Consider the following 25,037-nt stretch of genomic DNA (forward strand, 5'->3'; position numbering starts at 1 on the left):
GTTATTTCAATGGATTCCCGCTTCCCAAGGGAATCTATACTGTCATTCCCAACTTGATTGGGAATCCAGATAGATATTCACTGGATTTCCGCTTTCGCGGGAATGACATTCTGTCTTTACCTCCCCCTAACCTCTTTATCTCGCTCAAGACTCACTCGTATTTTTTGACATCGATGTTGTCAAACATGGCGGACGATTTGTTCCACGTCCTGAGCCCTATCATGCCGTTTTCGTATGTATCATCTGTGCCGACCAGAACCAGCTCTCCGTCCACGTAGGCCCTGTATTCGTTTCCCACCACCTCTATCTTGATCTTCCGCTCGATATCGTACCAGTCGAAGTCCTTGCCGAAGGAGGTATCCCTAACATACACATTGGCAAATGGCGACTGTTCTTTTCCGTCCACGATCTTCCTGAAAAGGAAGGCCCCGGAGCCGAATCGTTCATCGTACTGGAAGACATAGCCGTTGATGTTTTCCGGGTCTGTTGCCCTGAAATATATCCCGTATCCCCAGCTTTTTTCTTGCAGTGTGGCGGTCGCCTCGATAACGTAATCGTTCCAGCTTTCCTCTCCGGCGAATATCCTGTGCTCGCCTCCCCCGCCCTTCATGCTCCCCATCTTCAAATATCCGTCGCCGAATTCGTACTCGCTCCCCAAGACCTTCTTCCAGCGGTCTTCCGCGCCCTTGCCGAAGTCTTCGGACAAGAGGGGCTCGGGCGGGTAAGGGGCCTCTTCCTCCTCCTCTACGCCCTCCTCTTTAGGCGGCATCGTCGAGGCCAGGGGAACAGCGCTGGTAAGGCTGTGCTTGTAAAAAACGTTCTTGGCAATATCGTGGATGAAGGGCACTCCGCCGTACTTTGTCGCTGTGCAGTTGTCGTTTATACACGTCACCGTCATGCCGTCCGTTATATAGTCCGGATCATCGTCCGTGCCATCCTTTTTGAGGCCGTCCGACGGGCAGTCAAACACCTTGTCTCCCAGCAACCTGGAGAGGTCCCTGGATATATCCCCCACCACGACCCCGTTCAGGTCGATCAACACCTCCCCGTAGCCGAAGCCGTCCTCGTCGGTCACGAAGGGACGATCGTCATAGTACACAAGGATTGCATCGCGGATGTGGCGCTGGTTGAGGATACAGGCGGCCCTGTCTATCAATCTCTTAAAGCTGTTAAAGGTGGGAACGGCCAGAGACGCCAAAATTGTCAATATCATTATTGCCACCGTAATCTCCAACAGTGAAAACCCTTTTTTTAATAGACCGTTCGACAGACCGTACTTTTTCATCCTACTTCTCCTCAAGCTTCTTGTAATGGAGCTTCCCGTTTACGTTTATCAAATAAAGCATACCGTGGGCCTCGGGAGCCGAACATGTAACGCTGTAGCTGCCGTCCTCGGCCAGATACTCGTAGTCGAGGCCTGTGACCGGATCGGCCGGTATCGAGCCGAGATAATCGGGAACGAGGGCGCTCAACTCTTTAGGCGGCGCCCCGCCGTGGCCGTCTTTATATTTTTCTATTGCCATCGAGATTTTGTGCATATTCACCGAGGAGACATCCAGATTATATCTCTTTGTAATGGTATTGGACGATATGCGCGAAATCTCCCCGCGGCGCACGACGAGATAGTCGGTCGCAATGATCCCGCTCTCCAGCGCTATGATCGACAGGGTGATTATCAGAAACCAGCCGAAGCCGCCGATCCCCTCTCTTTCGGGTTTCTTGATCTTTGCCCTTCGTATCTCGGCCTCGGCGTCCTTCTTCCTTTCCCATTTCTCGAAATCGCCCGCGGTCGCCTTCACGGCGCACTCAAAGCAGAGGACAATATCGCCCCTCCTGTCGCTTATGCACTCATCGCACAGCCTGTCGCCGCAGGATGTGCAAATCCCCTTTGCGATCCTTTCGGAGTGTCTATCGCATCTCTCCATATCATATCCCTCCATCATTCTCTTGGAATAATCATCATTACATCCTTGGACGTAATCTTCCCCTCGACTATCTTCGTGATTGCGTTCTCCCACATCGTCACCATCCCGTGTCGCCTCGCCTCCATCTTTATCTCGTTGGGCGTCCTGTTTGTCGAGATCATCTCCCTTATGTCATCGTTGACCTCTATCACCTCGAAAATCCCGGTGACCCCCTTGTAACCCACATAATCGCACCGCTCGCAGCCCGATGACCTGAAAAAGACCATCTCCTCTTTATCGCTTTTTATCCCGAGGCCGATAAGCTCATCCATCGACGGATTGTATGGCTCCTTGCAGTTCTGGCAGATCGTCCTTATGAGCCTCTGGCCTATCACCATCGAGATGCCGTCGCTGACGTAGTAGCGCTCGATGCCCATCTCGACCAGCCTCCCGAAGGCCTCGGCGGGGGTCGTGGTGTGGAGCGTGGAGAGGAGGAGGTGACCCGTGAGGGACGCCTGAACCGCTATCCTCGCCGTCTCGATGTCTCTTATCTCGCCCACTAGTATAATATCCGGGTCCTGTCTGAGGGCGGCCCTAAGGACCGTATCAAACATAAGTCCGCGTCTGGGGTTGATCGGTATCTGGTTTACCATGGAGAGCCTGTATTCCACCGGGTCTTCGATGGTTATTATCTTCTTCTCCACGGAGTTTATCTCGTTCAGCACGGCATAGAGCGTCGTGGTCTTGCCGCTCCCAGTCGGGCCGCAGACGATAACCATCCCCGAGTTTCTGTTCGAGACGGTCAATATATTCTCCATCTCCTTTCGATTCAGCCCCAAGTTGGAGAGCTTGACCTCCGACTTGGACTGATCCAAGAGCCTTATGACCGCCGACTCGCCGTAAATCGTGCTGTAGGTGGAGACCCTGAAATCGACCTCCTTGCCGTCATTCATCGTTATGAAGAACCTGCCGTCCTGGGGCCTGACCCTCTCGGCGATGTCAATCCTCGACATGACCTTTATCCTGGCTATCAGGGAAGGCTGCATCTTCTTTGACAGGGAGTTCATCTCCCTCAATACGCCGTCGATCCTGAACCTCACGGAGACATTTTTCTTGTTCCCCTCGATGTGTATATCGCTGGCCCTCATCTTGATCGCTTTTGATATGATGATATTTACAAGCCTCACGACCGGGGCGGCGTTGGCGTCCGCCTCGACCTGCTCCGATTTTTCCTCGGAAGAATAGTAGTAGAAACCCTCGTCTACGGAATCCTCAAGGGAATCGTACACCTCCTTTTCCTTGCCGAAGAAATGGTCTATGAGCCTGTTTATGGTGCTCTCCTTGCATATTATCGGCTTTATCTTCTTGCCGGAGGCGAAGGAAAAGGTGTCCAAGGCTATAAGGTTCAGGGGGTCGGACATCGCAACGGTCAGTTGGTTGGCGATAAGATTTATCGGTATCGTCTTAAACTTTCTCGCCAATTCCGGCTTGATCATCTCGATCACCTCCGGCCTGACGTATTCTTCGGTGATCTCCTCATAGGGGATTTCGTAATGCTTGCTGATACACTTTATCATCTCGTCTTCTGTGGAAAACCCAAGCCTCTCGATGATATTGGTCAGGTTTTCCCGGGTGCGCTTGTGCTCCGCCAGGGCGCGGCCCAGCTGATCTTTGGTCAATATCCTTTCCTGGATCAGCACGCTCTCTATGTTTCTGTCGATAATCATATAATATTATTCTATTATTCAGCCAAAAGTCTTTTTATCTCCAACGCAAATTCCTTGCCGTCGAAGTTGGACTTGTCGTAATGAAGGTCTATGCCGATCTCTTCCGAGTATTTATGAAAATCGGCCTCCTTATACACGCCGGTAAGCATAACGATCGGGATATCCTTTCCGGTTTTAAGCGCCCTTATCTCTTTGGCAAGCTCGAAGCCGTCTTTCCCGGGCAGAAGTCCATCCAAGACGACCAGATCGGGAGAGAATTCCTCGAAGGCGGCCATAACCTCGTCCCCCCTCGAACAATCTTTCGTTTCATATCCCTGTTTCCCAAGCGTGTGGAGAACCAGCTTGAGAAAAGACTCGTTATCCTCAGCAATCAGTATTTTTTTTGGGCTCATTCCCTTCCTCCTTTGTATAAATTTCAACTTGTTTCCAGATCGACCAATATCACATCAGTCTCTTCGGAGAGAGATGCCAACAGGAACTCGATAACCTCGATCTTCTCCTCCTTCGCCGCTTGCTCGATTTGCCCGCCGAGGATGCTTATCTTCCTCTGTCCAAAGGCGCCCCCCGTTCCTTTCAGGTCGTGAGCCGTTCGACGTATCTGATCGAAGTCCCCTTTCTTCATGGCTTTTTTGATCTTGTCCACCTCTTCCGGGAGTTTGTTAAAATATTCTCTGTATATCTCTTTAAGCTCTTCGTCCTCTTCCTCTTTATATTCAGCTTCGTATTCAGCGGCCTTCTCATCTTTTGATCTAAGACGATATTCTATTTCCCTGAACAGCTCTTCCTTATTTATAGGCTTGGTCAAGTATCCGTCGCACCCCGCCTCTTTTACCTTATCTTCATCCCCTCTCATGGCGTGTGCGGTAAGGGCCACAACAGGGATCGAACTGAATCTCTTGTCCGCCTTTATCCTTCGTGTGGCCTCGTAGCCGTCCATGACCGGCATCTGTATATCCATCAGGATAAGGTTATATTTCTCCCTTTCAATCATTTTCAGGGCTTCGGCGCCGTTATCCGCGATATTCACGGAATAGTTCGCCTTCTCCAAGATTTTTCTGATAAGCCTCTGATTCACCTCGTTGTCTTCGACAAGAAGGATTTTCCCGAGGGCCTTATCCCGAACCATTTCTACGGCCTTCGCCCTCGGCTTGTGAGATATAACCCTCATATCTCTCAGAATCGTATCCACCTCCCTCACGACCAATTCGGTGGTAAGGCGGCTCTTCTGGAGCAAGGTATGGGATATTCCTTCGAACTTCTCCATATCCTTCCTCGATATTTTGCCCCCCGTAACGAATACTATCGGGATTTTTCTTAACCTGTCGTCCTCCTTCAATATGCCCATGAAATCGAATCCCGTTATTCCGGGCATAAAGATATCCAGGATGATCATATCAACGGCATTTCCCCCCTTAAGAAATTCAACGGCCGCTTCCGGCTCGTTGAAGGGGATCGTGGTAAAACCCTCCTCTCCGAGCATCTCGCTTAAGAAATCCAGAACAGGCTTATCGTCGTCGACCACCATGATCTTTAGATCGATTTTCTCCTTCTTGGACTTTGTAAGCGACTCGATCTTTTTTGCCAAAGACCTTCCCGTGATAGGTTTTTCCACATAATCGATGGCGCCCAGCGACATGGCCCTATCCTTTTCCGGCAGTACCGAAACCACGATAACCGGAATATCGGAGGTCTTCTCGTTTTTCTTCAGCTTTCTCAACACCTCCCAGCCGACGGTATCGGGCAGCAGCAGGTCGAGAATGATGATGGCCGGCAAGTGCTCTTCGGCAAGGGGGAGGGCGTCTTTGCCGAGTCTCGAGCTTATTACCTGAAAACCCCCCTTTTGGAGATATTTCTTGTACAGCTTTAGAGTCGACGGCTCGTCTTCAATAATCAGGACCTTTTTAGATACGGCGCTTTCCGTTTCCTTGTCATCGACGATCGGCGTATTTACGGGAACCGAAAATGTAAAGGCGCTCCCCTTTCCCACCTCGGAAGAGACCTTGATCTCTCCACCAAGAAGCTCGACCAATTTCTTGGTGATGCTCAATCCCAGACCGGTGCCTCCATATCGTCTTGTGGTGGAGGCGTCGGCCTGTGAAAACGGTTCAAATATCGCATCTATCTTTTCCGGGGGGATGCCTATTCCGGTATCCTTTACGGAAACGGTGAGCTGATCTTTTTTGTCATCCTTTCCACCCATCATCACCGAAACATCTATCTTCCCCGCATCGGAAAACTTGACCGCATTTCCCACGAGATTTATGATGATCTGTCGGATTTTATCGGGGTCGCTGATTATTTGGGAAGAGATATCCTTGTCGATTTCCAGATTGAGTTCGAGCCCCTTCTCCTCCGCCTTGAGATTGAACAGCGCGATCGTGTTGTTCAAGAGATCGAGAAGATAGAATACCTCTTCGTTGATCTCCGCCTTTCCCGACTCGATTTTTGAAAGATCGAGAATATCGTTGATCAAAGTCAAGAGTATATTCCCGCTCTCATAGATGGTCCTTACATTTTCCCTCTGCTCTTCCGTCAGGTTCTCATCAAGGAGCAGCTCGGAAAAACCGAGAATGGCGTTCATTGGAGTGCGTATCTCGTGAGACATATTGGCGAGAAACTCGCTCTTGGCCCGGTTGGATTCCTCGGCCCGCATTTTCGCCGCCTTCAGCTCTTCCCTCATCGTCCGTGAATCGGTCACATCTGTCATAATTCCAGTAATACCGACCGGCTTACCGTCCTTTTTTAGTATCCTGCCCGATGCGCTCATGTAGCGCGTGGCTCCGTTTTTATCGATTCCCCTGAATTCGTAAGATTCCTTTTTCTTTTCCATTCCGTTCTTTAACATCTCATAAAATCCGGGCAGATCTTCAGGATGAATAAAATTGGCGCTCGATTTCCCTATGAAATCTTCAGCCTTGTAGCCTGAAATCTGTTCTATGACAGGGCTCAAATAGGTGAAGTTTCCATCCAAATCGACGTTAAAAACCACATCGTTGAGATTTTCCACCAGACTGCGGTACCGCTCCTCGTTCTCTCTCAGTTTTTCCTCGATCTGTCTTCGCTCCGTAACGTCACGGGCGACCCCCACTGTGCCCACAACTTCTCCGTTGTCATCAAAAATAGGCGCTTTAATTGTCTCGATCCAGGTCCGGGTTCCATCAAATTTCTCAAGAGGCTCCTCTACCCGCTTTATTTCCCTTGATTTCATCACATGAAGATCGTCGGATATGTATCTTTCCGCCAAATCCCGGGGCCAGACATCGAGATCGGTCTTGCCGATCAGATCTTCGGGGCTTACATTACAAGACCTTCCGAAGGGCTGGTTTACGGAGATAAAACGGCTTTCCTTGTCTTTAAGCCACGCCATATCGGGGATGCTGTCGAGCAACGCCTTCTGCTGCTGCTGAACCTCCTTGATTTTATCGAACATCCGCTTACGCTCGGTTATATCCCTCCCTATGCCGTGAACCTCAATGACTTCATCTCCTTCCCACACCAGCCTCTCCTTGATCTCAAGGATTACCGTTTCTCCCCGCTTGTTGCGGATTTGCATCTCGAATGCCCCCACATCCTCACCGGCGAGCTGCTTTTTGAAAATCTCCTCGGCATCCTTGTACGAGCTCGGCAGAATGAACTCGGCGAAATTTTTATTCAATATCTCTTCTACCGTGTATCCCGTAGAATTCTCCAGCGGTTCGTTACAGAAGACAAAATTCCCTTTCCCATCCATGATATACACAATATCCTTAATATTTGAAAGGAGGTTTCTGTATTTATCCTCCGACTCTCTTATCTTCTTTTGATAGATCTTTCGGTCCGTAATGTCCTCCCCCGACCCTAACACGCCGACGACATTATCATCCTCATCTTTCAGCACTACATTGTGCCAAGCAATGATCCTCTCCTCCCCATCCTTCGCAATCACACAATTAATATAATATTCATAACGGTTACTGTCGCCCGCAATCAGCTCTCGAAAAACCCCGACAACCTCATCTCTTATGTCATCCACAATACAGGTATCAAACCAGTTTTTGCCTAAAATCTCTCCCTCTTCATATTTAAGAATCTTCTTTCCCTTTCTGTTTATAAGGGTGATCTCGCCCTCGGTGTTCAGCACCACGAGAACCACTTCGACGATATCCAGATATTGCTGCGCCCTCTCCTTCTCCCGCCTCATTTTTTCCTCCCCAATCTTCCGATCCGTTATATCCTTTATAATGCCTACCAATCCGACCGGATGATCATTTTTAAATACTACCTGCGATGATGATAAAACGTGTCTATATGTGCCGTCCTTTATCATAAATCTATACTCATACGGCTCCCCTTCACCCGCCAATGTATGCTCGAGGCTGCTCATTAGACCGGGTAGATCATCCGGATGTATGAATTTAAAGAAGGGCTGGTTTATGAACTCCTCCGGTTTATATCCGGACAGTTTTTCGGCTATCGGGCTTACATAGGTGATATTGCCCTTTAGATCGACAGTGAATACAACATCGTTCAAGTTGTCAACCAACGAGCGATATTTTTCCTCATTCTCCCTCAACGCCTCTTCCGCAAGCTTGCGTTCGGTGATGTCGCGCACCACGATATATATGGAAGGTTTATCATCCCAATTGATATTTGCGGCTATAATTTCAACGGGCACCTGTTTGCCTTCCAAGCAAACGAATGAAGTCTCGATCCGTTGATGGGATGAGCTTCTCATAACTTCATCCAAGAATTTGGGAAAGATTTTGTTCTGCTCCGGCGCAACGAAATCTTTTAGCTTCTTTCCGACAATATCCTTTTCATCCTCCGATCCAAACATCTCCTTCGTGGCGGAATTGACAAGGATTATCTTACCCCCAACGTCTAAGATAATAATGCCCTCTGGAGAGAGCTCAATCAAAAGCTCGGACTTTGACCGCTCCACAAGTATCTTGCGATAGCGGTTCAGCCGGGTGATTGTCTTTACCCTGGACTCCAGCTCTTCGATGTCAAAAGGCTTTGATATAAAATCATCGGCCCCGGCCTTAATCCCCGTTATACGGGTCCGGCGATCAAACATTGCGGTGACCAAAATTACGGGGACTTCGGCAAGCTGGGGGTCGGCGCGCAGGTGACGACAGACCTCAAAGCCGTCTATTCCCGGCATCATGACATCGAGGAGAATCAGATCTGGAGTAACCTCCTTCGCCTTCTCCAAGGCCTCCATACCGTTACTGGCAAAAATGAGGGCATACTCCTCCTCGGAAAACAGTGACTTATAGACGTCAAGTATGTTCGATTCGTCATCCACTATAAGGATTGTGCCTCGTTGATCCATTTTCAGTTACTCCAATTTTCTTGTCAATTAGTCGATGTCATCGGGCCGCACCCGACCAAGATTCGACTTTTGACCCGTTACTTAGACTTTATGTTTAGAAAAGAGTCCTCTTGCCATCTCTAAAAACGTTACAATGACTTGAAATTAGGCCATTACTTTACATTTGTATTCAATTCAGTTCCGCCTTCTATCTGTATAAAACGATTTTAAACAAGAAGTATTTGTCTACAATTACTTAAAATCTATGAATCTCCGGTCTCCCCTTAAATCTTAACCACATCCACTTGAAAATGAAAATAGCCTAAAATTCAACTCCTCTTTACACAGCTCCACTTTCCTTAAAAATCCTTCGACAATTTCAAGACCCTATTAAGGAGTTCATCGATTATAAAAGGCTTCTCGACATATTCAACTCCCGTATCTTTTAAGAAGTCCTGTGTCTCTCTTCCCAGCACATCCCCGGTAATAAAAAGCATTTTCTTGAGAAGAGAAGGATATTTCTTTTTAATAAAGCCGTACAGGTCCTTGCCGCTCAAACCCGGCATCTTCATGTCGGATATGACAGCATCATATCGATTATCAGCCATTAGCTCTATAGCCTGTTCGACACTTCCACACGCATTTGCGTTGTAGCCCTCATATAGCAGCGCATCCAATATCAGATCCCTCAAGGAATTCTCGTCTTCAACGATCAGTACGGCTTTCCCGCCTCCATGCCTTTTCACAGTTTCTTGATCTTTCACGCCATCCTCTCCAGAAAGCTCATCAACAACAGGAAGCTCGATAATGAATTTTGCCCCTTCACCGGGAACGGACTCGACCCTTATCTCTCCGTTGTGCTCTTTTATTATACCATACACTATGCTTAGGCCCAATCCCGTTCCCTCCCCTACTTCCTTTGTTGTGAAGAACGGATCGAAAATGCTGTTCAGGTCCTTCGCCGGTATACCAGGGCCGTCATCCTCAAACTCCAAGACTATGTTATTGTCTCTACATAACGACCTTACAACCAGACTGCCGCCCTTATCATTTTTAAGGGCGTCGTATGCGTTGTTGATCAGGTTGATAAATACCTGCTGAAACTGATAGGGATCGGCCGATGTCCGGGGAATATCCTCAGTTAGCTCCATCTCAAAATCTATACCGTTCATCCTCATCTCATATTCCCTCAGTTTGTACGATTCCCTTAATACGTCATTAATGTAAATCATCTTCCGCTCGGGCTTGTGCTCTCTGGCAAAAGAGAGAAGACCGCCGACAATCTTGGTGCACCTGAAGGATTCTTTCTGGATAACCTCCAATTTGTTCATTATGTCGCTGGGCAAGTTCTTACGGGCCAGCAGCTGTGCGTTTCCGATTATGGAGGTAAGGGGATTATTGAGCTCATGGGCCACTCCGGAGAGAATACCCCCGAGGCTTGAGAGCTTCTCCGTCTGTATCAGCTTGGTCTCCAGCTTTTTCCTCTCCGTGATGTCCCTGATAATCCCCTGATATCCTATCACCTTGTTGTCTTTATCAAATCTGACTGCCGCCGTAATAAGAGAGTCGATTTTTGTTCCATCCTTTTTCTTCAAAGTTACTTCGTAGTCCTTTACAAAACCGTTTTCTTCGATGGACTTTACAAAAGCTATCCTTTCTTCAGGATTTTGATAAAGCTTCCTTATGTCCATTGAAAGGAGCTCGCCCCTTTGGTAACCGAAAAGCTTCTCCCCCGATCTGTTTATATCCTCGAATTTCCCGTCGACATTGGACAGATATACAACATCTCTGGATGTCTCAAAGAAGCTGCGAAACTTCTCCTCCGATTCCCTGATTCTTTCATGCGCCCTGTAAATATCCGTGACATCCCGCATCGCCTCGATAACCTTCACAACTTCACCGGTGTTGTCCTTGAGGGGGCTCGCCAAAATATCTATGTATTGTATGGTTCCATCCCCTTTTTTGTGCTCGTGGACCACCTGGACGTTCTCGCCCGTTTTGAATACTATCCTATGGGGACAAAAATTGCCTAAAGAAGTACACTCGTCGTCATACCCACGATAGACTTCGTAGCATGGCCTCCCCAGTATATCGTCTCTCGCTCTTCCCGTTTTTTTCAAAAAGCTGCTGTTTATATCGGTCACCCTCAGGTCGCCGTCGATCACTATAATATCCTCGTGTAGTGTGTCGATGAGACTCCTGAAATAGAGCGTGTTCTCAATCAGATTTTCCTCCGCACGCTTGCGCTCGGTGATGTCTTCTCCCGACCCTAAAGTGCCGACAATTTCGCCTTCTCTTCCCATCAATATGGTGTTGTGCCAAGCAATGATCCTCTCCTCCCCGGACTTAGTCAAAATAGGATTCTCATAATATTTCACGGGCTCGACATCTCCCGACATCAACATCTTAAAAACCGACTCCACCTCCCCCCTGATCCCCTTGGGCAGACAGGTGCGAAACCAGTTCTTGCCCACAATCTCCCCCTCTTCATACCCGAGAATTTCATGCCCCTTCTTATTCAACAGCGTAATCTCGCCCTTTCTGTTAAGCGCTATGAGTATTACACCCGCTGTATCAAGATATATCTTTGCCTTTTCCTTCTCGTCTATCAGCGTCTCCTCCGCCCGTTTACGCTCGGTGATGTCCGTCAGGACACCGCTCATTCCTATAACCTCACCGTCTTCAAGTATGAGCCTGCTCGAAGTATTGACATGAAGGGACGTTCCGTCCTTTTTCAGCACCCTGAACTCATGAGGTTCGTATCGGCCCGTCGCCGTTTTTTGGTAGCTATTCATCAATCCTTCGAGGTCATCGGGATGAACTAATTCGATAAATGGTCGGCCCATGAGATCTTCTACCTTGTAATCCGAGATCGTCTCAACGACGGGACTCAAATATGAAATTTTCCCCTCTTTGTCCAGATTGAAGATCGCATCGTTGAGGTTTTCAACCAGGCTCTTATATCGCTCCTCGCTCTCTCTAAGAGCATCTTCGGCCACCTTGCGTTCGGTAATGTCTATGCACGCGCCGATTAATTTTACGGGTTTTCCTGCCTTATCCACCATTGCCGTTCCTTGGTCCATCCAATAGCGCCAGGAACCGTCCTTTTTTACTACCCTGTATTCCACGGATATAGGCTCTCCGGTTTTTCGGTGATCCTCCACTATTTTTTCAAGCCGTTCTCTATCATCGGGGTGTATCGATTTCAACCACGCATCGAGGGTTCTTTCAAACTCGCCTTTTTTATAGCCGAGTGCGACGTCGATGTCTCCATACCAATTAAGAGAATCAGTAGCGATGTCCCATTCGTAGATGAGATCGCTGGAGGACTCGGCGGCGATCCGAAACCTTTCCTCGCTCTCCTTGAGCGCATCTGCAGCCTCTTTAAAATGCGTTACGTCCCTTATTGTAGTAAGTATAACCTGTCTTCCATCCATTTCCATTAATTGCGCGTCCAGAAGGGCAACGAAGGCTTTTCCGTCCCTTTTCTTCAGAGTGGTCTCAAATTCCTTCACATAACCGAACTCTTTTAAGCGCCTCAACAACTCCTTTCTGTCATCTTGGTTGACATATATAGACCCGAGCTTGACACCTTTCATCTCATCTCCGGAGTAACCGACCATCTCTTCAAAAACGGGGTTGCTGGCATATATGTTTCCTTCAACATCGGTCATACCTATGCCCACCGGAGAGCTCTCGAATAAAATACGATACCTCTCCTCGCTCTCCTTAAGGGCCACCTCGGCCGCCTTGCGCTCCGTAATATCGGTAATGAAGTTCAGGGCGGCGGCCTTCCCCTCCCAGGTTGTCGCTACCCCGTTTACCTCGACCCATTTAGTATCTCCCTTGCTATCAATAATTCTATACCCGGTCAAATAAGGCACCTCTCCACCCTTTATCCTCTCGTAATGGGTCCTAAGCGCCCTATCTTTATCATCGGGATGTAAAAACTCTGTAAACTGCTTTGAAATAAGCTCTTCTTCGGAACGTCCGAATAACTCCGATATTGCAGGATTGATAAACTTCAGAATCCCATCCTGACCGATTGCTATGCCAACGGTCGCGCCTTCCACCAGCTGACGATATTTCGTCTCGGATTCCCTGAGGGCCTCTTCTGCCTTCTTCCTCTCGGTGATATCCGTCATAAGTCCGGTCAGACCGACCGGCTTTTTCCCCTCCATCTTCATACGGGAGGAAACGCGAACATGGCGGACCTCGCCGTCCTTGTCAAATACCCTGAACTCATAAACCTCTTTAATATCAGCATCCTTCAACTTGAGAACGTCTTCAAGCATGAATAAATCTTCAGGGTGAACAAAACTGGTAAACGAGACGCCTTCCACATCGTCAACGCTATATTTCGAGATATTCTCGATCGCCGGACTGATGTAGGAGAAGATGCCGTCCATATCGACGTTGAATATAACGTCATTCAGGTTTTCGACGAGGCTTCGATAACGCTCTTCGCTCCTGCTCAACTCCTCCACCGCTTTCTTTCGCTCCTGTTCCGTTTCAATTGCGGAAAGTGCAAAGGCGAGGTCCTGCGAAACCTCTTTTAACAGCTCGACCTCCTCATCATTGAAGAAGTCCTTGAAATCCGAATAGACACAAAAAATGTAGTAAACTATATCATTATAAATGAAGGGGAAGGAGGCGCACGATCTATATCCCCTCTCCTCCGCTTGACTCTTCCACGGCTTAAACTTGGGATTATTGGTTATATCGTTGAAGACACACGGCCTCTTAGTCTTTATGGCCGTGCCCCCCGGGCCTTTTCCCGTGCTTTTCTCGTCCCAGGTTATGGTAATCTTATCCAGATACCCTTCTTCAAATCCCGATTGCGCCGCAGGCACGACCTTCTTTTTTCCCTCGTCCACAAAACCGACCCAGGCCATACGATAACCGCCCACCGAAGTCAAGATATCGCACGCCTCCTGCAAGAGGTTATCTCTATCCTTTTCCCTCACTATGAGCTGGTTGATATCGCGGATTGATTTCAGCAGCCGGTTCAGATTTATAATGTGATCTTCAGCCAGCTTTTGCTTGGTAATGTCCCTGTTACTGCCACGGCGGCCGAGGTGATTTCCATCCGAGTCGTAAACCGGCTGGCAGACATGACCAATCCATCTCGTTTCACCATCTTTGGTTATAATGCGAAATTTGAGGGAACACTCTTTAGAATCATCAATTAACACTCTTCTATGTTTTTCAAGCAGATGTTTATCGTCCGGATGCACGATCTTTTCTATAAACTTTGGATCATCGAATATTTCTTTCAGCGAATATCCCGTTATCCTCTCAACTGACGGCGATGTGTAAATAAACCTGTCGTCAATCCCCCTCCAATACTCCCAATCGTAGGTAAAATCCGCGACAGTACGAAATTTCTCCTCGCTCTTTTTCAGCGCCTCCTCAGACCGCTTTTGCTCGGTTATGTCCCTCAGCGTGCCCTGAAAACCGACTATCTCGCCACCCTTGCGGATGGTGTTGACGTACGTTTCTACTGTCCTTGCCTCTCCGCTCTTCCTTGTAGTTTTATAAACAAACTCCCTTATCGGCTCGCCCGTGTGGTATAGGCGGTTGTACGCCTCGAAGACAGCGTCGATCACCTCCCGCGGCGCAAATTCTGTGTAGTTCCTCCCAACAATCTCCTTTTTTTTGTAACCCATAACCGATGCAAGGGCGCTGTTGATCGACGTAAAATTCCCCTTGAGGTCCACGGTGAATGCGGCCTCAATGGAGTTCTCAAACAGACCCCTCCATTTCTCCTCGCTTTCCCTGAGCGCCTTTTCGCTCTCTCCCTTTTCAACCGCCCTCTGGATGATCAAAAGAAGCTTCTCCATATCGTAGGGTTTATCCATATAATTGAATGCGCCCAGATTAACCGCCTCAACAGCCGTCTCCCGGGAGGAATAACCGGTAAGTATTATGCACTCCGTTTCGGGAGACAACTTCTTTATACCCTTCATCACCTCGATGCCGGAGATGTCGGTCAGCTTGAGATCGATCAGTGCCACGGAAGGGGCTTCACTCTCGGCCTTGTTCAAGGCCGTTTTGCCGTTTGCAACATCTATGGTTGTATATCCCTTGACCTTGAGGATGTCGGACAGGGTCTTTCTGAGCTTCGGGTCGTCATCCACGATAAGGATTTTTACCGTCTTTTCCATAACACTTACCTTTTCTTGCTATAAAACCTTCCCAGAACGGCGGCCAGCCCGCTGCGCCTGACTTCGTTTAAGACATTGAGAAGATCGTCTATCTCAAAGGGCTTATATAGGTAGGCAAAGGCGCTCATCTTTAAACCGCTTTCTATCGATTCCAACATCTCCTCCCTGTAGCCGGTTACCAGGATAACCGGAATGTCGGGAAATTTTGTCTTTATCTCCCTTAAGACGTCAAGGCCGGTGACACCTTTCAGCTTCATATCCAAAAGCACCACCTGACCTTCGATTTTTGACTCTTCGATAAAGGAGGCGGGATCTGTAAATTTCCTCACCGTAAAACCCTTTTTCCGCAATATATCGCCAAGGGTTTTGCAAAACTTGGGGTCGTCGTCGATGATAACAATCGATTGCTTCTTGCGCAGCGCCGAGAAAAACCCAAGGAGGTTATCCAAGTCCAGCGGCTTGACTAGGGCGGCTATCGCCCCCTCTTCGAGTCCCTCCTCGACCAGTCTGTCGGTGGAGTATGCGGTCATCATGACCATCGGTATTTCCGGCTGAAAATTCTTAATTGCCTTGAAGAGCTCGACGCCGCTCATCCCGGGCATCTTTATGTCGGTCAGTATACAATCAAAGCGAGTATTCCTCGCCTTTTCAACGGCTTCAAGGCCGGAATAAGCGGAATCGGCATCAAATCCCTTGACCTTCAGAATATCGGTAAGAGTCTTCACCATCCTGCGGTCGTCGTCTACTATCAGGACATTCAATTTTTCGCTCACTATTCACCTTACCTTATAGGCAGACCTATCGTAAAAGTGCTTCCACCTCCCTCTTCACTCTTTACCTTTATGTCTCCTTCATTGGCCTCCATCAGGCTCTTCGATACGGAAAGCCCCAACCCGATGCCCCTTGCCCTGGTCGTGAAGAGGGGCTCGAAGAGCTTTTTTATATTCTCCTTCGATATGCCGAGACCGGTGTCCGTAACCGACAGATTGACCTTTTTCTTAACCGCCTTCGCCTCTATTTTCAGCTCCCCTCCCTCCGGCATGGCCTGATAGGCGTTGGTAATCAGATTATCAAGCACCTGGCCGATCTGCCGGGAATCAACGAATACGGGGGGAATATCTTTGTTTATATCCGTTGTCACAATAACTCCATCGGGTGGAGAGTGCCTTAAAAGGGCATTATTTACCATTTCGGATACATCCGTATTCTCCCTCTCGGGAGATTTGGTTCGGGAGAAGTCCAACAGGTCGGATATTATCCTTTCGGAATTTTTCACCTCCAACAAGATAATGTCGAGGTACTCCTTTGTGTTCTCATCCGTATTGTTGAGGACAGTTTGTAAATAATAGACCGCATTGGATATAACTCCAAGGGGATTTCTCAGCTCGTGGCTCACGCTTCCCGACAGCTGCCCCAGAAAGGCCAGCTTTTCTCTTCTTACCAATTGCTCCTGGGTGTCCTTCAGCTCCTTGGTGCGCTCCTCCACCATTTCTTCCAGTCTCTCGGAGTAATCCTTTAGTTTATTCTCTGCGAGCTTTCGCTCCGTGATATCGTCATAGACAGCTACTATTTCACCAGTGGGCAATTTATACACCCAGTTTTCTCTCCAACCTCCCGGCTCACGTTCGTCTTTATAAAGCGCTGAAGGAAAAAACTCTTCCTTTCCGGTTCTCCATACTCTCTGTAATACCTCAAACAATCCAAATTCTTTAACTCCTGGGAATACCTGGGTTAGACGCTTTTCTATAAGATCCTTTCTATCCAAACGGTCTATCCTCTCTCCCGCCTTGTTAAAACCTTTAAAAATGAAATCGCCTCCATTGTCTACGGCTTCGTATACCGCAACACCGCTATTGATCCTTTCAAACAACTCCCTATATCGCTCTTCACTTTCTATAAGTGCCTTCTCAATCTGCTTCCGCTCCGCAATCTCTCTTACCAGCTCATTACGGGAAACTGTAATCTCCTTCAGATTCATGGTCATCTTGTCAAAAGACCTTGAAAGCTCGCCGATCTCATCCTTTGCAAGGGTGCCGACCCTGTAATCGAGATTTCCGGAACCGACCATCTCCGTACTCTTCACAAGTTTGTATATCGGACGGGTAATGGTGCGTGAAAACAGTATCGACAGCACGATCACAATCAATAAAATATCAAGGCCGATGCCAAGCAGAGTAAATCCCAAATTGTTGATGGAGTCAAAGGCCTCCGATTGGTCCTGCTTGGCTATCAACGCCAGCCTTAGATCCCCAAGCCATCTGTAGGCGCCAATAACGGGTTCTTCACGGTAGTCCATAAAAAGGCCGACTCCGTTTTTGCCCTCAAGCGCCCACTTCGCTCCTTGGCCGAATATCCACTTTTTAAATGCGCCTTCCGGCTCAAAAACGGTATTGGTAATCAGCAGATTAGAGCTGTTTACGAGAAATGTCTCTCCGGTATCACCCAGGCCGCTTCGCTCCAGCATGATCTCGCTCAGATACTCCAAATTTGCGTGATAAACCAATACACCCAAGAGCTTTCCATTATTGTCCTTTACGGGAGCGGAAATAACCATCGTCGGCTTCCCGAGAGTCAGGCTGAAATATATATCCGACACATAAGTCCCTTCTCTCCCCTTTATGAAATACTGCTCGTTTTCCTTGAACTGCTCCTCCCAAAAAGCGTCCGACGAGGCCATTATCTTCCCACTTTTGCCGTCCAGGAAGAGTATTGACGAAAAGTGTCCAATATCTTTTATTCTCCTGAACTCCGAGACGAGAGAATCGCGGCCCCTCAGGTATTCAGGGCTGCCAACGGTATTGACCTTCATCGAGTTGGCATCGTATATGGTCTCCCTGTTCTCCGCCAACCAGATCACGGTATGTTTCAGATGGTCCATCCAGTTTCGTATCTCCTGCTCTTTTAAGATAGCCACGCTCTCAAGTTGAGATTTCACTTGTTCTATTATGCTTTGGCGGCCTGCTTTATAGGCCATGTACCCTGTAATTGAAAGCGGCAAAATGGTTATCAACAGAAAATATGAGAGCAATTTTATCGTTAGACTTATCTTGAACAATTTCATGGTCTTACCCGCTATTCCATCGTGCCATATATTTCATTCAAAAACAGCACGTTAAACGCCTTGTCGATATCGATCGTGTCCTTCCCCAACAAGATATCCTGCATCACCACCCATACATCTTTATTCATCCAGCCGATCTCCTCTTTGCCGGTATGGATCAGGGGCATCTGCACCTGCATCATCCTCAACTGGCGGAACCTGCTCAATTTAACGTTGTACTCCACAGTCATATCTACCGCCTCCTCGGGATTTTCTATGGCATATCGCCAACCCCTCAACGTGGCCCTCAAAAACCTCAAAACCAAATCCGGATTTTCCTTGATTATTCTCTCCGTTGTGACAATCGTATCCCCGTAAAGCCGAATGCCGTAATTTTCTACCCATATAAAATTAGTCTCATACCCCTCCTCCTCAAAGGCAAGGGCCAGCCCCGTGCGGTACATCATATGGGCGTCTATAAGGCCGGTGGTCAGCGGTTTCGTATTCCTCTCAAAAGGGACGATTGTTATTGAGCTCCTGTCTATGCCCAGCTTCCTGATCAGGGCATTGTGCTGGACCAATGCATCGGGTGGAACCATTAATTTTTTCCCCACGAAATCCTGCGGATTGACGATCCCCGAATCCTTCATGGTTACGTAGACCCTCGGATTCCTCTGGAAGAGAACGGCGACGGCAACTACTGGCTTTCCCATTGATCTGGTCTGAAGAAAAAAATCGCCGCCGACCACCGCAAAATCGGTTTTACCGGTTATAAGGTCTGAAATCACGCTATCTGGAGACGTAGTAGGATCACAGGAATTTAAGGTAACACTGATATTCTCCTCCGAATAAAATCCCTTTCTTTCTGCTACATAGAAACCCGCAAACTGGGCCTGGTGTATCCATTTCAACTGAACGGTTACCTCATCCGGCGGTCCCTTTATCCTTCCCGAGCGGCATGAGAATAAAAACAGCATCAAGGTCAGAAATGCCGAAATCTTAAATACCGTTGTCCTCATGTCCCCATACCCCATAACCAAGGGCGTCATTTTCAATGACTTGCCGCAAAGGTAGAAAAAGGATGGATGTCAAATCGTCCCCTTGTTATTTTGTGGATTCACGCAATACAGGCTTATCCGCAATACCCATAACCGATACTCCTTAAAACATTTCCCCGAAAAACTATTCAACTCGATCTTCCGCTCCGCCGTCTTTAAGCGATATCTCGATCGCCTCTTCTAACGGATGATTTAAAGTCCAACCTCCCGTGGTTTTCACAGGGTTGCATTTAATCCACCCCGCCGTAAAACCGAAGAAAATAATTGCGAGACCTTGCCCCGATTGCATCTATGAAATAGTTTTTTCATATATGCAATTTTTTCTGCCGTTTTCAATTTCTTTAAAACAACCAGATCTGAATAGACATTGATCGATGACAATTCCTTCAATAACAAACCGATGAAAGAAGTCACTACTCCATACTCAATGCCGTAATTATGCTGTTGCAGAGCTTGTTTAGTACCGCCGCTTCAGTCAGCAGTCGAGGAGGTCGAATTGATTAATAAAAATTTGTGGAAAATAGCTTGAGTATTCACTTCATAAAGATATCCGATTTAGAATCCATCTTTGTTCAGACTGGCGATTTTGTGATTTACCTATATCTAAAAAATTCTTTTGTACGTTCAACTTCCCTCCAACTACTTCATTGTATGTGATCACAAAATACAGTATCTAATAAGTTATCATTATTATTGGATAAAATCAATCCTTTTTATTGTTACTTAAATGCTCCCAAACATTATCTAAAAACGTCTTTGACATATATTTTTCAGTAATCGCAAAATATATTACATAAATGAACAATATCTGCGTTAAAAGGGGGGGTTACCTTACCAAGACCCGTTCATTGACCGCGGGCCGTGCCGGCTTTTATTACCGGCCGAGATAAGCTTTTATTGAATTGACTTACCGCCAATGATTCCCCGCCCGTAGAAACAGGCAAAAGAAGGCGGGCGATCAGATAATGTGGAAGTCAAAAAAAAGGCCTTGGGACAAATCCAAGGCCGTTGTTACTTTTTCTTCAACGCCTAAACGAAAAGTTGCACCGTATCGGCGAAAGACCCTTCAAAACTCGGCGCCTTTTCCGGCCCCGACCGGGTTGCAGCGGACAATCTTTGTATACTAACTTCTCTTTGTCTTGACTCCAAGGAGCATTATGGAAGAGACAAGGGCCAAGCCGGCGCCCATGAAAAACGCATAAGCGGGGCCTATATATTCCCACACCAGGCCGAACAGAAGACTTGCCGGAAAGGCTGAGATTCCCACGGCCAGGTTGAAGAGCCCGTAAGCCGTCCCTATCCTCTCCTCTTTAACCATGTCCGCAACCAGGGCTTTCTCTGTTCCCTCGGTCAGGCCGAAGTAGACGCCGTATAGGGCAAAGAGGATCCATATCCCGGCGCTCGTGGTTGTCAAGGCGAATGCGACGTAGATTGCCCCGTAGACCGCCCACCCGGCCATAATCACCCTCTTTCTCCCGACCCGATCCGAGAGGACCCCCCCTGGAAACGATGTCAATGTCTTCACTATATGAAGAGCCATCCAGATTAGGGGGATATGGATCATGCCTACCCCAGCATCGCTCGCCTTGAGCAGCAGGAAGGCATCGGAGGAATTGCCGAGGGCGAAGATGAAAACGGTGAGGAGGTAATACCTGAAGTTTTTATCCATCCCCTTCAGCCCCTCTTTGAGGGTCAGGCTCTCAACCCCCTCCTTCGGCCTGACCTCCTTTACCGCAAAGAATACCAGTACCAAAACCACCGCCCCGGGTATCGCGGAGAGGAAAAAAAGAAACTTCAGGTCTTCGTTGATCAACGGGAGGACCATCGTGGCCGCAAGGGGCCCCATCACCGCCCCGGCATGGTCCATTGCCCTCTGAAAACCGAAGGCGGCGCCCCTCTTTTTATCGCCGGCGGAATCCGCCAGCAGCGCGTCCCTCGGCGATGTCCTTATCCCCTTCCCCACCCGGTCGGAAAACCTGAAGAAGAGGACGTGCCACCATGAGGTGGAAAGGGCGATGAGGGGGCGAACCACGTTCGAAAGGGTATATCCCCCGGCGAAGATCGGCTTTCTCCTCTTGTACTTGTCCGAGAAGTAACCGGAGAAAAACTTCAACACCGCGGCCGTGCTCTCGGCGACCCCCTCTATGACCCCCAACGCAAGGGCCCCCGCACCCAATACCGTGGTCAAAAATAGGGGGAGGAGGGGATAGATCATCTCCGATGCGAAATCGTTGAAGAAGCTGATCAGGCCGAGGGAGAAGATGTTCTTTCTCTTTTCCCCCTCGTTATTGTAGGAGCCGCCTTTCGCCATTTCGACTTTCTTTCCATTCTCTAATCTGTGCCGATAACTGAAACGCCTTCTTGTAGTTTCATCGGAGCCTGAGGCTTTTATTAAAAATTCCGTAGTAATTTCTCGTCGTTAAAAAATGATAAAAACCATCGGCGCCCCTGTTGTCTTATTGGTCTCGCTCTCCCCTTAAAAAAAACGATCGATTTTTCGTGACACCAAAACCCTGCGATAAAAATTAACTCCATGACGAGGTTTTATTTTTAAAACACCCTTCTTTAGCCATCAATTCTTAGACCCCGACCTTTCCACAAGACTTGAAATATCGCAGCCGCCGTTGCCCTCACTTACAAGCTTTAAGGATGATCCCTCCATGGCGAAGAGGGACCACTGCTCGACGGCCCGGTTCTCAACCACCAGAAGCCTTCCGTCCGGCTTTAAGGCCCGCCTCAGATTCTCTATCGCAGCCAAGATCTCCCCATTCGTAAAATAGCTCCTGTTTAAGACATTGGCGATCTTGATCAGATCGACCTTTTCATGGGGCCACGGGTCAAACATGTTCCACTCTAAAATCATAACCCTCGAGTCTTTCTTTGCCAACTCCATCAGCCTCGGCAGACACAGGGAGATCTCCCTTGCCGCCCCCCCGTCGTACTTCGGGGCGCGGGACAACAACAGGTTTGAAAGCCATTTCAGGGGAAGTAGCAAGTTCTTCCGATCGTAATAGACTACAAACCTATCCGTTATTTTCATATAACAGCTTTTGGTCAAAGGGTCGTAAAAATAAGTGGCCCCTTTGTATTGGAAGTAATAAAGACTGAGGCATCTGTCTGCAGCATAGAACTTTTTAAAGCCCTTACCCAGCCTCTCTATTATGTTAAGGGATGTGCTTCCGTCCGAAACACCGACGTCCAAAATCACCCCGTTCTCTTTTTTGGACATCAATTCATAAATCAGATCGTCTGATAATGGATGCCTTTTGTCTTGAGTGGCCCTCCAGATATTATATGTGCATATTGTGGAAACGTATTTTGTGAATTCCTCCTCATCAAGCTCGAATCCCCTGATGATCCCGCGAGGGTCGCCTGTATTCGGAAGAAATCTACATAAGTATCTGTTGAGATACGACCTGTTGAATTTTATTGAACAGTGGAAATCCATATTTTAGCCTAACCTTCTGACAAGTCTTTTTAAAGATATTCAAAAGGGGATATGGCCGGTGAAACTAAAGTCCGACTACTTCTCCCGGCATAGTCCTTCGAGGAGGTCTTCCGTTCTTTTCACCATCAGGTCTATGCCGAAGTTTTTCACGATCCGCTCCCTGATTTCACCCGGCAAGACCGAGATCGTTTGATAGTCGTAATCGGACAGGGCGCTCGACAGTCCCTCGGCAAGCCCCCTCGCGTCGTTTGAACTCACGACCCTGCCGCAGTCCCCCAGGATCAGCGCCGAGTCCCCAACGTTAGTGACCACCGGGTAGACACCGCAGGCCATCGCCTCGCATATCACGTTAGAGAAGCCCTCGCTCAAGGAAGACGAAACGAATATATCGAGGGCGTTGTAAACGGCGTTCATTTTGCTGTGGTATCCCGCCCAGATTATCTTTTCCCCAAGGCCGAGCTCTTCCGCCAACCCCTTCAATGAATCGGTGTAGTCTGCCGGGCCGTCCCCGACAAAAACGAAGCGGACGTCATCGTATTTTCCGGAAACGGTCGATGCGGCCATGAGAAATGTCCCGTGATCCTTGATCGGATCGAGCCTCCCCACCATCCCGACGAGCCTTTGACCTTCGCCGACACCCCACTCCCTCCTTACACCCTTGCCCTCCTCAGGGCTGATAAAGAATCTTTCGGTATCGATGCCGTTTTGTACGACCCTTATCTTTTCGGGGGGGAAGCCCCTTCTTTTGGCGTACTCGAGGCCCGCGTTGGAGTTTGCGATGATGAGATCGGGGACAAAGGCCAAACCCCTCTCGACAAGATAACTCAGGCGGGATAGCCAATCGTAGTAATGAAGCTCTATCTCCGAGTAGCGTATCCCCCAAACGATTTTTACGCCCGGGAAAAACGGCTTTAGGAGGGCGATGATGATATTCGGCGTCCCAAGGAATCCGTATATGAGGTCGGGCCTGATCGTGCGGACCGTCTTGACAAAACGCCGCAGAAAACCGAAGATATCCCACCTGCCGGCCTTCTTTAATGAAACGACCGGGACGCCGGACTCCTTAAGGTCGTCAAACAATCTCCCTGAGTCGTAAAAGGTTACCACGGTCACGCCGCCGCGGCTCCCGTATAGTCCCTTTGCCAGATTGACAAGCTGTACCTCCGCGCCGCCGATATTCAGTGACGGTATCAGCAGCATAATCCGACAGGGCGGTTCGTGTTTCATACAAAAGATTTGACTCTATATTAACAAGTTGACTAAAGAATACTTCAAAAGGTGTCATGTAATCAAGAAATTTCCGCTTTCAACTCTTCATTTGGAATATAATAATATCGACCCTTATTAAGCTGCAGGTGAGATCTTTAAGTGGTATAAGAAAGTTGACAACACCGTTACAGATTACCCATAGTTGGATAACCCACTTTGCACAAAAGTTCTTTAAGAAATTTTCGTTTCGTTGAGGTAAGGGCAGTTTAGCTGTATCATCTGCTGAAATATAGTACCACCTCACATTCTCCCTGTTACAGGTAGTGAATTGTCACTATGGGAAGTTTTAATCGTCTATGCCGTAAGGTATTTTACTTTGTCTATCTTGTATTTCATAGCACTATTTTTAAGTGAAGACGTAAACAGAGGTTTTATTTGGTGAGTTTTTCTGAAAGGATATTTGATATGTTAAATATCAATATGTCATCTATTTTTTATATCACTTGAGATATCAAAGCGCCCCGACATTGGCTGCGTGTTGAAGCCTCTTTTAAATACAATTTAAGATTCAATAATGACCCCCCCTTTACATGCCGCAATCAACCTATTCCCGGTTCCTTTAAGGGGATTACTTAATAGTATTTCACCCCCAACTTCAAACCAGCAAGCTATACAATAGAGTTGAATTCACCAAGAAATACAAACTATATTTTAACTCTTTCTATTTTTAATCCCATTTTATTATAACGTATGTAATTATTCCACCGGTCTACATGGCTTTTTGAATCGAAGTCACTATTCAATCCATTATCCTGCAAATTGTCTCCATCGTTACTATCTGCCCCGTTACGATAATAATCACTTGGTGTTTGTTGCTGCTGCATGGCAATTTTAATAGTCTCATTCATATCACGCATGTGCATAAAGAAATTTTTCCTTTGAGTATCAGAACCTTTATTCCACCATTTTAGCCATTCCTTATAGTGTTCTTCACGAAATTTTTCTGAACTTGGATCTTTTGGGAGATCTTCCAAATTCCTCGGCGGAAAACTGTGTCTACTGCCCAATGTCTTGTATGCGTCTCTCATAAAAGCAATGGCAAATATATTAGGTGATTGTAAAAGATTTGCCACCATGATAAGGTAAATCATGGACATCAAATCTTTCCAAAGTATTGTAAAAACAGAGAAA

At 47.8% G+C, this 25,037-nt stretch carries 12 protein-coding genes and 1 pseudogene; all 13 read right to left on the reverse strand.

Features of this window, described 5'->3' with window-relative positions; translation table 11 throughout:
- Positions 1-1,177: 1,177 nt before the first annotated feature.
- Positions 1,178-1,285: pseudogene (locus tag JW984_11905) on the reverse strand (prepilin-type N-terminal cleavage/methylation domain-containing protein).
- 1 nt (position 1,286) lies between these two features.
- The gene (locus JW984_11910) at positions 1,287-1,925 is read right to left on the reverse strand and encodes a hypothetical protein (GenBank protein ID MBN1573892.1); all 639 of its coding nucleotides are present in this window, start codon (positions 1,923-1,925) and stop codon (positions 1,287-1,289) included.
- A gap of 14 nt (positions 1,926-1,939) precedes the next feature.
- Positions 1,940-3,631, reverse strand: coding sequence for a type II/IV secretion system protein (locus JW984_11915; GenBank protein MBN1573893.1), 1,692 nt, complete (start codon positions 3,629-3,631; stop codon positions 1,940-1,942).
- A gap of 14 nt (positions 3,632-3,645) precedes the next feature.
- Complete coding sequence (locus JW984_11920; protein MBN1573894.1) at positions 3,646-4,023, reverse strand: response regulator; 378 nt, start codon at positions 4,021-4,023, stop codon at positions 3,646-3,648.
- Between the two features lie 23 nt (positions 4,024-4,046).
- Positions 4,047-8,945 carry a PAS domain S-box protein gene (locus JW984_11925; protein MBN1573895.1) on the reverse strand — a complete coding sequence of 1,633 codons (4,899 nt, stop codon included), beginning with the start codon at positions 8,943-8,945 and terminating at the stop codon, positions 4,047-4,049.
- Between the two features lie 338 nt (positions 8,946-9,283).
- Positions 9,284-15,091 (reverse strand): PAS domain S-box protein, encoded by a 5,808-nt coding sequence (locus JW984_11930; protein ID MBN1573896.1) that lies wholly within the window; start codon positions 15,089-15,091, stop codon positions 9,284-9,286.
- A gap of 5 nt (positions 15,092-15,096) precedes the next feature.
- Positions 15,097-15,864 carry a response regulator gene (locus JW984_11935; GenBank protein ID MBN1573897.1) on the reverse strand — a complete coding sequence of 256 codons (768 nt, stop codon included), beginning with the start codon at positions 15,862-15,864 and terminating at the stop codon, positions 15,097-15,099.
- Between the two features lie 8 nt (positions 15,865-15,872).
- The gene (locus tag JW984_11940; protein MBN1573898.1) at positions 15,873-18,026 is read right to left on the reverse strand and encodes a HAMP domain-containing protein; all 2,154 of its coding nucleotides are present in this window, start codon (positions 18,024-18,026) and stop codon (positions 15,873-15,875) included.
- A gap of 137 nt (positions 18,027-18,163) precedes the next feature.
- Positions 18,164-19,150 (reverse strand): ABC transporter substrate-binding protein, encoded by a 987-nt coding sequence (locus JW984_11945; protein MBN1573899.1) that lies wholly within the window; start codon positions 19,148-19,150, stop codon positions 18,164-18,166.
- A gap of 1,162 nt (positions 19,151-20,312) precedes the next feature.
- On the reverse strand, positions 20,313-21,500 hold the full coding sequence (locus JW984_11950) for an MFS transporter (GenBank protein ID MBN1573900.1): 1,188 nt from the start codon (positions 21,498-21,500) through the stop codon (positions 20,313-20,315).
- Between the two features lie 261 nt (positions 21,501-21,761).
- Entirely contained in the window at positions 21,762-22,229 is a 468-nt protein-coding gene (locus JW984_11955; protein ID MBN1573901.1) for a class I SAM-dependent methyltransferase, read from the reverse strand.
- 483 nt (positions 22,230-22,712) lie between these two features.
- Positions 22,713-23,864: a glycosyltransferase gene (locus tag JW984_11960; GenBank protein MBN1573902.1), complete on the reverse strand. Its 1,152-nt coding sequence runs from the start codon at positions 23,862-23,864 to the stop codon at positions 22,713-22,715.
- 686 nt (positions 23,865-24,550) lie between these two features.
- A partial coding sequence (locus JW984_11965; GenBank protein MBN1573903.1) for a hypothetical protein occupies positions 24,551-25,037 on the reverse strand: 487 nt, incomplete at its 5' end.

Origin of the sequence: Candidatus Zymogenus saltonus (genome assembly GCA_016929395.1) — a bacterium.
GTDB classification, from domain to species: domain Bacteria; phylum Desulfobacterota; class Zymogenia; order Zymogenales; family Zymogenaceae; genus Zymogenus; species Zymogenus saltonus.

Excerpts from the sequence above, each read along its gene's own strand:
- JW984_11910 (MBN1573892.1), bottom strand. The coding sequence starts at position 1,925 with ATGGAGAGATGCGATAGACACTCCGAAAGGATCGCAAAGGGGATTTGC.
- JW984_11915 (MBN1573893.1), bottom strand. The coding sequence starts at position 3,631 with ATGATTATCGACAGAAACATAGAGAGCGTGCTGATCCAGGAAAGGATA.
- JW984_11920 (MBN1573894.1), bottom strand. The coding sequence starts at position 4,023 with ATGAGCCCAAAAAAAATACTGATTGCTGAGGATAACGAGTCTTTTCTC.
- JW984_11925 (MBN1573895.1), bottom strand. The coding sequence starts at position 8,945 with ATGGATCAACGAGGCACAATCCTTATAGTGGATGACGAATCGAACATA.
- JW984_11930 (MBN1573896.1), bottom strand. The coding sequence starts at position 15,091 with ATGGAAAAGACGGTAAAAATCCTTATCGTGGATGACGACCCGAAGCTC.
- JW984_11945 (MBN1573899.1), bottom strand. The coding sequence starts at position 19,150 with ATGAGGACAACGGTATTTAAGATTTCGGCATTTCTGACCTTGATGCTG.
- JW984_11950 (MBN1573900.1), bottom strand. The coding sequence starts at position 21,500 with ATGGCGAAAGGCGGCTCCTACAATAACGAGGGGGAAAAGAGAAAGAAC.
- JW984_11955 (MBN1573901.1), bottom strand. The coding sequence starts at position 22,229 with ATGAAAATAACGGATAGGTTTGTAGTCTATTACGATCGGAAGAACTTG.
- JW984_11960 (MBN1573902.1), bottom strand. The coding sequence starts at position 23,864 with ATGAAACACGAACCGCCCTGTCGGATTATGCTGCTGATACCGTCACTG.